The sequence below is a fragment of the Streptomyces sp. NPDC111656 genome, assembly GCF_055656965.1.
This window is the reverse complement of the sequence record NZ_JBVKCA010000044.1, coordinates 21,538-33,647: the sequence shown is the minus strand read 5'-3', so window position 1 is coordinate 33,647 and position 12,110 is coordinate 21,538. Positions and strand designations below refer to the sequence as shown.

Sequence of the window (12,110 nt, the reverse complement as noted above, 5' to 3'; positions counted from 1 at the left end):
CTCCGGAGGATAGGGACGAGGCATGACTGCCAGCCTTCCGTGAAGGGCTGTCAGTTAGCCACCAGAACTGGAACCCCAGAGGTGGGGCAGGTCAACCTGTCACCCAAACCTGCAGCAGACCCGCTTTCGGGGGCCAGGGATCATCAAGGGAGTAGTGAGCTTGGCCATGAAGCTTCATGACTTGGCAGTTGCGGACGTCACCGGTCGTCCCGCAGTGCTGGTGGCCGACCCCGACGGAATTGTCACCCTTCTTGATCACCTGGGTGTCGTCCAGCACCAGCGTCGCGCTCGGTTCCCCCAACTGCCGTGCTGCGTAAGCCTGCACCTCGGCCAGCAGTCCGTCCGCGCTCCAGGACGCCTCGCCCAGAAACTTCTGGATCCGGTGCGGGGTGGCATGCCCGGCTCGCCCTGCCATCGTCCAGCCGTTCTTCCGGCCCAGGTCAGACAGCCCCTCGATCAGATCGGCGAACACCTCCCGCGGCTCCGGCCGGGCAAACAGATGCCCCAACCCGCCCGTCAAGGCAGCCAGTTCCTCTGCCCACTCCTCAACGCGCTCCGCACTCACATCCATCAGCATGACCGGACAACGGTCAGCAACGGTCAGCACCGATCACCAGTCACAAGATCTGAGGCTGTTGTACTGACAGTGTTAGAAAAATCTATCCCTGCCAAATCGTAGCGATGCCCGGCTAGCGTCACGACTCGTGCGACACCACCGGTGACCAAGTACGAAGACGGACGACGAGATTGATACGAGCCCTTAGCTCACTGACAGGCGGCAGCATACGGCCACGTGAAGAACCGCCGATCCGAGGTCTGCCCTGCGGCCAAGCTCAGGCCGATTAGTTTCCATAACGGCCATCGGCGAACTCTGTTCTGAGTCTTTAACGAACTCGGAACGCCTATCTATATGAAAGAGCCCATCATGGCCATGCATGTCGTTATCGGCGCCGGCTCCATCGGCACGAATGTCGCTCGTCTGCTCGCCGACCGCGGTGAAAGCGTCCGCATTGTCACGCGCAGCGGCTCGGGCCCGGAGTATCCGCAGGTCGAACGGGTCGCCGCGGATGCTTCCGACCCGGGCCGCTTGACCGAACTATCTCGCGGCGCAAAGGTGATCTATCACTGTGCGAACCCGCCTTCCTACACAATGTGGGAACGACTGTTGCCGCCCATACAGAATGCGGTCATCACGGCCGCGAAAGAAAACAGGGCCGTGCTGGCAATTACTGGCAGCATGTACGCCTACGGCCCGCAGCCTGGCGGTATGATGAACGAATACACCCCCATGGCCGCCACTGGGCCTAAAGGCCGTCTCCGTAAACGGCTGTGGGAGCAGGCCCTCAACTCCGGAGTCCGCACTGTGGAGGTTCGCGGGTCCGACTACATCGGCAGGGACTCGAATGGCCTGTATTCCATAATCATTGAGCCGGCAATGAAGGCGGGCCGAGCAGCCTGGGTGCCTGCCGATCTGGACGCGCCACATACCTTCACCTTCAACGGAGACATGGCTCAGGCCCTGGTCGCACTTGGAAATGATGAGCGTGCGTGGGGTCAGGCGTGGCATGTGCCGTCGCCACCGGCCATCAGCATCCGTGAACTGGCGCGGCGCTACGCCGCCGCTGCAGGTCGGCCCCCGGTCAAGCTGATCCCGATGCCACGCGCGGCAATGCGCACAGCTGGGCTTTTCGCGCCGGCAGCCCGTGAAATGGCCGAAATGGACTATCAGTGGTACTCGCCGTTCCTCATGGACGCCTCAAAAACAGCCGACACCTTCGGCCTCACCGCCACCGACCTGGACATCATTATCAATAATCAGGTGAGCGCGGCCGCGGATTGATCCCGCATCCCGATTTCGACAGCAAGCAGAGATTCCGGGATCCTGTGCCCTCGATAACTTTTACGCTAGTTATGGAACCGGCCCAGTGAGTCCCTGGCCAGATATTCCAATGCGGTCAGGCTGGGATCGAAATGACACGCAATCCTTGAGAAGGAGTAGTTCTGTGCACCTAATTGACGTGGCAGGTCGCCTTTGTGACGCCATCAATTCGCATTCAGCGCAACGAGTCGCCGACTGCTTCACTGCCGACTACGCAGCGGAGGTGCCGCACCGTCCTGCAGAAAGTTTTACTGGGCGGGAGCGTGTGCTGATGAACTGGTCCTTGATATTTACCCGAGTTCCCGATCTGCAAGCAAGAATTCTGCGGACAGCGGTTTCGGGGTCTGAGGTGTGGTCCGAATGGGAAATGAGTGGAACTTCTCTTGAGGGACTACCCGCTCTCTTGGTCGGACCTGTAGTAATGACCGTCCGTGAGGATCGGATAAATTGGACTCGTTTCTATGTGAGTCCGGTCCCCCCGCCTCATCCTAAGGTGACTAATCAGGTCAGTTGATCGTGGGAAGCCACAGTCGGCTGAATGTCAATGGGACGAGCGCGTCGAGCAGATTGATGCGGTGTTTGGTGGCGGTGGCGAGGTAAGAACGCAGATGGCAGAAGTGTTCCGCCGATCCGGGTCCGCATGCCACCGGAGATCTTCTGCCGGACTTAACCATGCGGACTTCCCGTTCGGCGGCGTTGTTGTCGAACGGAAGCCGGCGATCGAGCGGACCGGCACCACACCATCGCCTGTTTCACACCCCCTGTCTCAAACACAGGGGAGATCACAGCTCGCGGCGGCTCACTCCGCGCGCTTTTGGAGCTCGGCCAGGTAGCCGGCGATCGCGTGACGGTTGCGAGCCAGGGTGTCGATGCGCTCGGTCAGACTGTCACGCTCTCGTTCGAGAGCCGCCGCCGTCTCGGATGTAACGCCTTCGAAGACGATCGGATCGCGCGGTGATTGCAGGCAGGGAAGGACCGCGCGGATTGCCTGCGTCGGCAGGCCCGCGCTGAGCAGTTCTCGGATCTGCTGGTCGCGCCCTGAGCTGCTTCGCTGTAGTCGCGGTAGTTGTTGGGCCCGCGGGTCGAAGTGATCAAGCTCTTTGCCTCGTAGAACCGCACCTGTCGCGGAGACGCACCACGTGGTGGGCCTGCGGGGTGGCCATCGCGATGCGGCACGCACACAGCCCTGGCAGCGCGACGCTCGCCGCCATCCACCGAGCCGCTGAGCGCGCGGCGGCATCCGGCGAAGGTGTGTCCCAGACCACCAGAGAAACGATGCAGTTTCGATAACCGCAGCATTAACCTGAAACCCAAGGTGAACGAAACCGTTTCGTTCAGAGCGGGTGGGCGATGACTGAGCACACACCCACTCGCAGCGATCGCAGCCCGCGCCGATAGTCGGCTTCCCGTTGGGAGAACGCCCACCATGACCTCCGTACTCATTGTCAATGCGCAGTCCTTGCAGCGCCGCGGACTGCGCATGCTCCTGGCGGAGGAGCCCGACCTGACTGTCGTCGGCGAGGCATCAAGCGGGGCCGGGGCGGTCCGCATGAGCGCCGCACTGTGCCCCGACGTCGTGGTGATGGACAGCCACATTTCCGACTCGGACGGCACCGAGACCATCCGCCGCATCACACGGCCTCCCACCCGCCCCCGGACCCCCGAACTCTCCAGAACGCAAGGGAACGGCCCACGCGTGCTGATCCTGACCCCCGCCAACCACGAGCAGCGCGCCTACGCCGCCCTGCGCGCCGGTGCCGGTGGATTCCTTCTCCACGACGCCACCCCCGGCGAACTGACCGCGGCCATCCGTGTCGTGGCCGCCGGAGGCGCCGTCATCACCCCCGACCTGACCCGCGCTCTCATCGACACCGTCCGACAGGTGCAACCCGCGCTCCCTGCCGAGCGGGAAGTCGGGGTCGGCACGCTCACCGAGCGGGAGCGTGTCGTGCTCACCGCCGTCGCCTCCGGCTGGTCCAACGCCGAGATCGCTGCGTGGCTGTCCATCGCCACGACCACCGTCAAGGCCCACGTCAGCAGCATCCTCGCCAAGATCGGTGCCCGCGCCCGTGTCCAGGCGGTGGTCTTCGCCTACGAATCGGGCCTGGTGCGGCCGGCCGCCTGAACGGCCCGAAGTCCTGCCGCGGCCTCCAGCTGGTCGGCCGGTGTCGGAAACCACCTTCGATCTGAAGATCGCCGAGCAGGTGAACCGCCTGGTCCGGCTGTCGCGCCAGGGCGGGGACCTGGTGGTGTGGGTGCTGCACTCCGAGCCCGGCACCGGCGACGTCTTCGACCCGGCCCTCGGCCATGTTCGGCCCATGGAGGAGCTGGAGCGAGCGGGGTGCAGATATACCACCACCGCGGTCAGCCGGGGCCCGTACTGCACCGGCGCGTCCACCCCGGCGGGAGCATTTGCGCAGGTCGCCGTCGCGCATCCGCGGTGCCGCGCCACGAGCCGGTGCTCGACAACCCGGGAAGTCGCCCAACACGCTGCCGGGAGATGATCACCCGCGGGGCCGGCACGGCACGGCCCCCCGCCGCCACGGCGGTGTCAGGACAGGGGCCAGTGGCGCAAGGCTGCGTCGGCCAGCTCCTGCAAGTCGTCGCGGGCGACGCCGCTCGCGGCCTGGACGGCGATGCCGTAGGCGAGGGTGGTGAGGTAGCGGGCCAGGAGGCCTGGGTCGGTCTGCGGGGGCAGATCGCCGTCATCGACGGCGCGCCGGAACCGCTCGCGGATGCGGGCGTATCCGGCAGTGCGCCAGTCGACGAGGAGGGCGCGGACGTCCTGGCCGGAGTCGCTGGTGGTCAGGGCCCCCTGGACGCCCAGGCAGCCGTGGGGGTGGCCCGCGCGGGTGGTGGTGCGCACGGTGCCGGCCAGGATGGCGGTGGCGACGCCAAGGGCAGTCGGCTGCTCCAGTGCCTGGGCCAGGTAGGCGCTCGGGCCGTCGGTGTAGCGCTCCAACACCTTGCGGAACAGCTGCTCCTTGTTCCCGAACGCGGCGTACATGCTGGTGGTGGAGATCCCCATCGCGTGCGTCAGGCCGGCGGTGCTGGCCCCCTCGTAGCCATGCTGCCAGAACACCAGCATGGCGCGCTCAAGGGCGGCGTCGGCGTCGAATCCTCGCGGTCGGCCGATCGGGCCGGTCGGTTTCGTCTCCACCCCCACACCCTACCCCTTCCGCAGTGTTCGCTGCAGAAGTGCTACGGTCCACTTCTGTAGCGACTGCTGCAGAAGTGGAAGGGGTGGCACACATGGGACTACTCGACGGAAAGAGCGCTCTCGTCACCGGGGGCAGCGCCGGCATCGGCCTGGCCAGTGCGGTCCGGCTGGCAGCTGAAGGCGCGCACGTCTTCATCACCGGCCGGCGCGCGACTGAACTTGACGCGGCCGTCGACCTGATCGGTCCTGCGGCCACTGCGGTGACCGGCGACATCGCGAACCTGGACGACCTGGATCGGCTCTACGCCACCATCCGCAGCCGGGGCGGGGGCCTGGACGTGCTGTTCGCGAATGCCGCCGTCGCCGCGCTCGCTCCGCTGGAGCAGGTCACCGAGGAGCACTTCGACACCCTGTTCGGCATCAACGTCCGTGGTCTGCTGTTCACCGTCCAAAAGGCCCTGCCGCTGCTCAACGACGGCGCCTCGGTGATCGTGAACGGCTCGACCAACGGGGACGTCGGCGATGCGGAGCTCGGCGTGTACGCGGCGACCAAGGCCGCCACGCGCTCGTTCGCCCGGACCTGGGCAAACGAACTCAAGGGACGCGGCATCCGGGTCAACACCCTCACCCCCGGCCCGACCGACACCCCCGCCCTGGCGGGGCTGACCCCCGACCCGGAACGGTTCAAGCAGCACCTGGTGACGCGGGTGCCGCTGGGCCGGCTCGGGCGCCCGGAGGAGGTGGCCGCCGCCGTGGCCTTCCTGGCATCCGAGCAGAGCAGCTTCATCACCGGTTCGAGCCTGTACGTCGACGGCGGCCTGAACCAGATCTGAGAGGCGGACCCATGCCCACCATCGGGATCATCGGCGCCGGCGAGGTCGGCAGCCAGATCGCCCGGGCGGCCCTGGCCCACGGCTACAGCGTCGTGATCGCCAACTCGCGCGGACCGGAAACCCTGCAGCATCTGGTCGCGGAACTCGGCCCGTCCGCGCGGGCCGCCCGCGCCGCGGACGCTGCGGCCGCCGGCGATTTCGCCGTCGTGGCCGTCCCGTTGAAAGCGGTCAACAACCTGCCGGTCGACGCCCTCGCCGGCAAGATCGTATTGGATACGAACAACTACATGATCTGGCGCGACGGTCACTTCGCCCGCATCGACTCCGGCGAGACGACCGTACTCGAGCTGCGCCAGGAGCACCTGCCCGCCTCCCGGGTCGTCCAGGCCTTCACCCATATCCAAGCTCCCCGCATCACCACCGCCGGCCGCCCCGCGGGCGCCCCCGACCGGCTGGCGCTTCCGACCTCCAGCAACTTCCCCGACGCCGTCGACCTCGTGACCCGGCTCTACGACCAGTTCGGCTTCGACACCGTCAACAACAGTCCCTTGAGCGCCTCGTGGCGCACGGCCCCCGGTCAACCCGCCTGGACCGCGCTGGCGCACCAAACGCGCGACGAGCTCATCGCCAACCTGAGCCGAGCACAGCGCCTTGCTCCGACGCGACGCTGACCGGCGGGCCCCCCTCCGCAGCCGGGGCCGTCCGGCGCGGCCGCGGCGGGCATTCCCGCTCTGACCCTCCACGCGCGGCCCCGATCCGGAGCCACCCCACAGAAAGGCCCCCTATATGTCCGACAGTGATCTGCGCACGTTCTACCGGCGCTACCTCGAAGCGCTCAACGCCCACCAATTCGATGGCATGGACGCATTCATCAACGACCGGACCACGCTGAACGGGGAGCCCGCCACCCGCGAGGACCTCCTGGCCGTGCAACGGCAGGACGTGGACGCGGTACCGGACCTGCACTGGGAGTTGCAGGAGCTGCTCTTCGACGGTGACCGTCTGGCTGCGCGCCTGGTCAACACCGGCACCCCCGTGAAGCCCTGGCTCGGCGTGGCTCCCACCGGCGCCTCGTTCGAGATCGCCGAGTACGCCATCTACCAGGTCCGCGACGGGCGGTTCGTGCACATGACCGCCCTGCACGACGCCGGTGAACTGCGCCGGCAGCTTACTGGCTGACCTGCAAGTTCGCGCCTGTCCCCCTGAGATATGTCCGCATACCGAGAATGGCCCGCTCGGGCACTTCACTTGCGAGGATCTGCATGACCATCACACTGATCACCGGGGCCAACAAGGGCATCGGCTTCGAGACCGCCCGACAGCTGCTGGCGGTGGGCCACGTGGTCTACCTCGGCGCGCGGGACGTCGAGCGCGGACAGCAGGCCGCGGCGGCGCTGGACGCGAGATTCGTGCAGCTCGACGTGACCGATGACGCCTCCGTGCACAGCGCGCTGGCGGCCATCGACGCGGCCGAGGGCCGGCTCGACGTCCTGGTGAACAACGCAGGCATCTTGGGGGACGGAACCCTCGACGGCCCCACCGCCCTGGGCGCCTTCGACACCAACGCGGTCGGCCTCGTGCGGGTCACGGAAGCGGCGCTGCCCCTGCTGCGCAAGTCCGCGAACCCCACCGTGGTGACCGTCTCCAGCAGCGCCGGATCCTTCTGGGCCGTGACCAACCCGGACCGTCCGGAGTACGCCTTGCCGCTGGCGCTGTACTCGGCGTCCAAGGCCGCCGCCACCATGCTCACCGTCCAGTACGCCAAGGCCCATCCGAGCATCAAGTTCAATGCCGTCGAACCCGGCACCACCGCGACGGACCTGACGGCGGCCTTCGGTGTCGGCAGGACGCCGGAGGAGAGCGCGAGGGTCGTCGTACGTCTCGCCACACTCGACGCGGACGGCCCGACCGGCACCTTCCAGGACGAAAACGGAAAGGTGCCCTGGTAGGCAGGCCAGCGCGGCTGGGAGGGCCCAGCCGCGCCCAGGCCGGCGGGTCACCGGCCACATCCATGCGGTGTCCCGCCCCCTGCGGGCGAGCGGCGCCGGACACATCCTCGACGTCGTGCACGCCGACCGCCTCGCCCCCGCGCATCCACGACAGAGCGCTCTTCGCCACGGACCTCATCGCCCGCCACCCACACGGACGAGCTGCTGTCCAGCATGCCGTGCGTGGTGCGGACCCTCGCCGCCGCCGGCGAGGGTCCGGCGCGAGCGCTGGTCGGCCGGGCCCGAAGCGAGGGCATGAAGCTGACCGGTGCGGTGGTCTGCCGCAGCAGATGACCCAGCGAGTGCTGGAGTCCGCTGTGGAGGGCCAGATCACCGGCCACCTCGGTTGTGACCAGGTGGGAGGTCCGGGAGCGCGGTGGGCACGCCACCACATGTGAACGGAGCGGCCAGGCGCTCGCAGGTCTGCGGATTGCTTGCCCTATTGCGAAGCGCCTTTCCCGTGAAGGCAAGGTGACGACAGCAGGTGCCCCCAGATACGGGGCGAGCGGCGTACAGCCCTTTCCCGGCCGGCCTGTGGTCCGACCCGCTCCGCGCCCCCGGTGAGTTCATTCAGTTCAAGCGGCTCCGTATCGCCCGCAGCACGCCTCGACCGCCCAGCGGCGGCCGGCCACCCGGTGCTGCCGGTCGGGCCACTGCCAGGAGGCGGACTTCGGCCCTCGCCCAGTTGCGGACGCGCGGGCCGTGCGCGCCGTTGCCGCACGAGCGGAATTCTGACGCCACCGCCCGGACGCGCGTCACATCTGGACGCACCTCACACCGCCCCGGCTTCAACGGCGCCCGCGCTCCCCGAAATTCGCCGGTGGATGTCCGCGAGCATGTTGCGCATCGCAAGGTGGAAGAGCTCAGCCTCGTGGTCCCCGAGGAACGAGGTGTGTCCGAACACCTCAAGGACGACCATGCCGTGCATGCGCCCCCACGCCTCCATGAGCAGGGCGATCGCGGGCGGCGGGAGGACTCCCGGCCCGTCCGGGGGCAGATGGTCCAGGTAGGCCCGGAACTGGGGCGAGAGCGGGGGCATGTCGGCCGCCGCGAGCTGCTCCAGGCTGAAGCCGCCGAAGAGCTCACGCTGGAAGATCGTACTCATCCGGCGGGCGGCAATGGTGGAGGCGCCGTCGGCCGGGGCCGCGTAGCCCCTCAGCGGTGTCCCGAACAGGAGCTGGAACCGCTCCGGGTGGGCGATGGCCCAGCCCCGGTAGCCCTCGGCCGCGTCCAGCAGACGCGACACGAACGGCCGGTCCGCCACCGAGTCCGCCGCAGTGCCCCCAGCGCCCGCAGCCGAGTCGGCCGTCGAGTCGACGGCGGCCTGGACGGCGGCGAACAGGTCCTCGTACCCCTTGGTGACGAGCATCGTGACGAGGGCATGCCGGTTGGGGAAGTAGTGGTAGAGCGCCTGCACGGTCATGCCGAGGCTGCGCGCGACGGCCCGCAGGGACAGCCCCTCAGGACCGTGCTCGGTGACGTGCAGTTCGGCGGCGTCCAGGATCTCCCGCACCGCTGTGGCCCGCCGCCGCTCCCGCAGCGTGGGCGGAGCCGATGAGGCGGATCGAGCGGTCGGGGCGGAGGGAGCAGACGGCGCGGACGGAGCCGGCGGCGCGGCGGTCTTCGGCCGTTCGGGTACGGGCATGCGCCCACCCTACGGTGCACCTCTGGCACTTGAACATAAACCGAGCACTGTCAGGTAAATCTCGCACTGCCAATTTTCCCGTGGCTTCCCCTAGCGTCGTCGCGTCCCCGCAACACATTGACCGCATAGGAGAATTGGCGTGTTCGAACGCATAGCCGAGCTGGCGATCCGCCGGGCCCGGCTGGTACTCATCGTCGCCGTCGTGGCGACAGCTCTCATGGGTGCCCTCGGTAGCGGCGCCTTCACCAAGCTGCTGGGCGGCGGTTTCGACGACCCGGCTTCCCAGTCCACCCGGGCACGCAATCTCATCGACAAGAAATTCGGCGGCGAGACCAACCTCGTGCTGCTGGTCCGCGCCGGTGACGGCCGGGTCGACACCCCGTCGGCCGAGCAGAACGGCAAGGCACTGGTCGCGAGCCTGAAGAAGGAGAAGACGCTCGCGAACGTCGTCTCGTACTGGGACACGCGCAGCGCCCAACTCCTGTCCAAGGACGGCCGCGAGGCCATGGTCCTCGCCCACGTCAAGGGCGACCCGACCCAGCAGCAGAAGAACGCCACAAGCCTGCTCGACGATTACGACGGCACGTACAACAAGGCCCTCACGGTACGGGCCGGCGGGGTGGCCGCCGTCGGCAACGACATGTCGACGCAGGTGGTCGAGGATCTTGAACTGGCCGAGCTGATCGCGATCCCGCTGACCCTCATCCTGCTGCTGTTCGTTTTCGGCAGCGTGGTCGCCGCGCTGCTGCCGCTGGCCATCGCCGTCATCGCCATCCTGGGCTCGTTCGCCGAACTGTCCCTGCTCGCCGACGTCACCAGCGTCTCGAACACGGCGACCAACCTCACCACGGCTCTCGGCCTGGGACTGGGCATCGACTACGGCTTGTTGATGATCAGCCGGTTCAGGGAACAGCTCGCGACCGGCGCGAGCGTGGAGGACGCCGTCCGCCGGACGGTGCACACCGCCGGCCGCACCGTCGCGTTCTCCGCCTCCACCGTGGCCGCCGCACTCGCGGCGCTTCTCGTCTTCCCGCAGTATTTCCTGCGCTCGTTCGGCTTCGCCGGGGTCGGCGTCGTCGCCATCGCGGCCGTCAGCGCGCTGTTCGTCATGCCGCCGCTGCTCGTCGTCCTGGGGCACCGGGTCAACAAGGGGCAGATGCCCTGGGCGAAGACCGCGAACGTCACCACGCGCGTCTCCATATGGGCGCGGCTGGCGCGTACCGTCATGCGGCGGCCCGCGCTCACCGCGCTGCCCGTCCTCGCGGTCCTGCTGGTGGCGGCGAGCCCGCTGCTCGGCATCACCTTCGGCACCCCGGACGAACGCGTGCTGCCCAAGGACGCCGAGAGCCGCCAGGTCTCCGCGACGCTCCAGAAGAACTTCAACGGCAACGACAACGCCGCCCTCCAGATCGTCATCGGCCAGAACGTCGGCCAGAACGTGGACAAAGCTCCGTTGGAGAAGTACGCCGATCAACTGTCCCAGCTCAAGGGCGTGGTACGGGTCGAGACCAGCACCGGCACGTACGCCCACGGGCAGGAATCGGCGGCCGGTCCCGGCAGCGCCAACCTCAGCCGCCCCGACGGCCAACGGATCAGCGTCGTCAGCTCCTTGACGCCGAAGTCCGACGCGGCACAGAGCCTGGTCGGCGACGTACGGGCGCTCACCCCGCCCCCCGGCACCCACCCCCTGGTGGGCGGCATCGACGCCGAACTGGTCGACGCCAAGCACTCCATCAGCGGCCAACTCCCGCTCGCCATCGGCCTGGTCGTCCTGACCACGTTCATCCTGCTCTTCCTGTTCACCGGCAGTATCGTGCAGCCGCTGCGCGCCTTGGCCCTGAACGCGATCACCCTGGTAGCGACGCTCGGCATCATGACCTGGATCTTCCAGGACGGCCATCTCTCCTCCCTGCTGGGCTTCACGGCGCAGCCGATGGAGATGTCGATGACCGTGCTGATGTTCTGCATCGTCTTCGGTCTGTCGATGGACTACGAGGTGTTCGTCACCAGCCGGATCAAGGAACTCCACGACCAGGGCGAGGACACCGAGTCCGCCGTCACCAACGGCCTCGGGCACACCGGGCGCATCGTCACCGCCGCCGCCTGCCTGCTCGCGGTGAGCTTCTTCGCCTTCGGTACGTCCAAGCTCAGCTTCATGCAGATGTTCGGCCTGGGCAGCGGGCTGGCCATCCTCATCGACGCCGTCGCCATCCGCGGTGTCCTCGTCCCGGCCGCGATGCGCCTGCTCGGCGGCTCGGCCTGGTACGCGCCCGGCTTCCTGCGCAGATTCCACAGCCGGTTCGGCCTCAGCGAAAGCGCGCCCGAACCCGCTGCCGCGCGCGAACCCGCAGTCTCACGGGGTTGACTCCGGCCCACAGCGTCCTGCCCCTCGCGGAGTCCGGCCGGGGTAACACCGCCCAGCGGGCCGCGAGCCTGCTGATGAGGCAGCGCCCCAGGCCGTTCTCGGCGTGCGGATGATCCAGGGCGCACGGACCGGCGGGGGGGGGGGGGGGGTTTTTCCCCCCCCCCCGTTCCCCCCACGCAGAAGACACCCCAAAGGCCCCCCCCCACCACCTAACCAGGGGGGCCCCAACAAAGGTGTGGC

Annotated in this window: 11 protein-coding genes and 2 pseudogenes; 9 read left to right on the top strand and 4 right to left on the bottom strand. The window is 67.8% G+C overall.

The features are described 5' to 3' along the window. Positions 1-91 precede the first annotated feature (91 nt). A complete protein-coding gene (locus ACZ7M3_RS51295; protein WP_472073510.1) occupies positions 92-577 on the bottom strand; it encodes a transposase in 486 nt (161 codons plus the stop codon). 348 nt (positions 578-925) lie between these two features. Between ACZ7M3_RS51295 and ACZ7M3_RS51290 the strand changes: the two genes are divergently transcribed. Both ACZ7M3_RS51290 and ACZ7M3_RS51285 read left to right on the top strand, forming a co-directional pair. Further along, the gene (locus ACZ7M3_RS51290; protein WP_472073508.1) at positions 926-1,840 is read left to right on the top strand and encodes an NAD-dependent epimerase/dehydratase family protein; all 915 of its coding nucleotides are present in this window, start codon (positions 926-928) and stop codon (positions 1,838-1,840) included. Positions 1,841-1,949: 109 nt separating this feature from the next. Beyond that, entirely contained in the window at positions 1,950-2,393 is a 444-nt protein-coding gene (locus tag ACZ7M3_RS51285) for a nuclear transport factor 2 family protein (RefSeq protein WP_472073518.1), read from the top strand. On the opposite strand, the pseudogene ACZ7M3_RS51280 reads toward ACZ7M3_RS51285, so the two are convergent. Continuing rightward, positions 2,386-2,592: pseudogene (locus tag ACZ7M3_RS51280) on the bottom strand (hypothetical protein); the annotation flags it as partial. The gene ACZ7M3_RS51285 and the pseudogene ACZ7M3_RS51280 overlap by 8 nt on opposite strands. Positions 2,593-3,305: 713 nt before the next feature. Here ACZ7M3_RS51280 and ACZ7M3_RS51275 point away from each other — a divergent pair. Then, positions 3,306-4,004 (top strand): LuxR C-terminal-related transcriptional regulator, encoded by a 699-nt coding sequence (locus ACZ7M3_RS51275; protein ID WP_472073506.1) that lies wholly within the window; start codon positions 3,306-3,308, stop codon positions 4,002-4,004. Positions 4,005-4,017: 13 nt separating this feature from the next. Continuing rightward, positions 4,018-4,218: pseudogene (locus tag ACZ7M3_RS51270) on the top strand (hypothetical protein); the annotation flags it as partial. A 212-nt stretch (positions 4,219-4,430) separates the two neighbouring features. Here the strand turns inward: ACZ7M3_RS51270 and ACZ7M3_RS51265 are convergent. Next, positions 4,431-5,039 (bottom strand): TetR/AcrR family transcriptional regulator, encoded by a 609-nt coding sequence (locus ACZ7M3_RS51265; protein WP_472073504.1) that lies wholly within the window; start codon positions 5,037-5,039, stop codon positions 4,431-4,433. 92 nt (positions 5,040-5,131) lie between these two features. Here ACZ7M3_RS51265 and ACZ7M3_RS51260 point away from each other — a divergent pair, with 92 nt between their 5' ends. The 4 genes from ACZ7M3_RS51260 to ACZ7M3_RS51245 all read left to right on the top strand — a co-directional run bounded on the left by ACZ7M3_RS51260 (position 5,132) and on the right by ACZ7M3_RS51245 (position 7,821). Continuing rightward, positions 5,132-5,872 (top strand): SDR family NAD(P)-dependent oxidoreductase, encoded by a 741-nt coding sequence (locus tag ACZ7M3_RS51260; RefSeq protein WP_054229297.1) that lies wholly within the window; start codon positions 5,132-5,134, stop codon positions 5,870-5,872. An 11-nt stretch (positions 5,873-5,883) separates the two neighbouring features. After that, the gene (locus ACZ7M3_RS51255) at positions 5,884-6,543 is read left to right on the top strand and encodes an NADPH-dependent F420 reductase (RefSeq protein ID WP_472073502.1); all 660 of its coding nucleotides are present in this window, start codon (positions 5,884-5,886) and stop codon (positions 6,541-6,543) included. A 115-nt stretch (positions 6,544-6,658) separates the two neighbouring features. Continuing rightward, complete coding sequence (locus tag ACZ7M3_RS51250) at positions 6,659-7,051, top strand: ester cyclase (protein WP_472073500.1); 393 nt, start codon at positions 6,659-6,661, stop codon at positions 7,049-7,051. An 83-nt stretch (positions 7,052-7,134) separates the two neighbouring features. Then, positions 7,135-7,821 (top strand): SDR family NAD(P)-dependent oxidoreductase, encoded by a 687-nt coding sequence (locus tag ACZ7M3_RS51245; RefSeq protein ID WP_472073498.1) that lies wholly within the window; start codon positions 7,135-7,137, stop codon positions 7,819-7,821. A gap of 811 nt (positions 7,822-8,632) precedes the next feature. Here ACZ7M3_RS51245 and ACZ7M3_RS51240 read toward each other — a convergent pair. Continuing rightward, positions 8,633-9,505: a TetR/AcrR family transcriptional regulator gene (locus tag ACZ7M3_RS51240; protein WP_472073496.1), complete on the bottom strand. Its 873-nt coding sequence runs from the start codon at positions 9,503-9,505 to the stop codon at positions 8,633-8,635. A gap of 139 nt (positions 9,506-9,644) precedes the next feature. Between ACZ7M3_RS51240 and ACZ7M3_RS51235 the strand changes: the two genes are divergently transcribed. Continuing rightward, positions 9,645-11,870: an MMPL family transporter gene (locus ACZ7M3_RS51235; protein WP_472073494.1), complete on the top strand. Its 2,226-nt coding sequence runs from the start codon at positions 9,645-9,647 to the stop codon at positions 11,868-11,870. Positions 11,871-12,110: the final 240 nt, after the last annotated feature.

Excerpts from the sequence above, each read along its gene's own strand:
- ACZ7M3_RS51250 (WP_472073500.1), top strand. The coding sequence starts at position 6,659 with ATGTCCGACAGTGATCTGCGCACGTTCTACCGGCGCTACCTCGAAGCG.
- ACZ7M3_RS51285 (WP_472073518.1), top strand. The coding sequence starts at position 1,950 with ATGCGGTCAGGCTGGGATCGAAATGACACGCAATCCTTGAGAAGGAGT.
- ACZ7M3_RS51260 (WP_054229297.1), top strand. The coding sequence starts at position 5,132 with ATGGGACTACTCGACGGAAAGAGCGCTCTCGTCACCGGGGGCAGCGCC.
- ACZ7M3_RS51275 (WP_472073506.1), top strand. The coding sequence starts at position 3,306 with ATGACCTCCGTACTCATTGTCAATGCGCAGTCCTTGCAGCGCCGCGGA.
- ACZ7M3_RS51245 (WP_472073498.1), top strand. The coding sequence starts at position 7,135 with ATGACCATCACACTGATCACCGGGGCCAACAAGGGCATCGGCTTCGAG.
- ACZ7M3_RS51255 (WP_472073502.1), top strand. The coding sequence starts at position 5,884 with ATGCCCACCATCGGGATCATCGGCGCCGGCGAGGTCGGCAGCCAGATC.
- ACZ7M3_RS51240 (WP_472073496.1), bottom strand. The coding sequence starts at position 9,505 with ATGCCCGTACCCGAACGGCCGAAGACCGCCGCGCCGCCGGCTCCGTCC.
- ACZ7M3_RS51295 (WP_472073510.1), bottom strand. The coding sequence starts at position 577 with ATGCTGATGGATGTGAGTGCGGAGCGCGTTGAGGAGTGGGCAGAGGAA.
- ACZ7M3_RS51290 (WP_472073508.1), top strand. The coding sequence starts at position 926 with ATGGCCATGCATGTCGTTATCGGCGCCGGCTCCATCGGCACGAATGTC.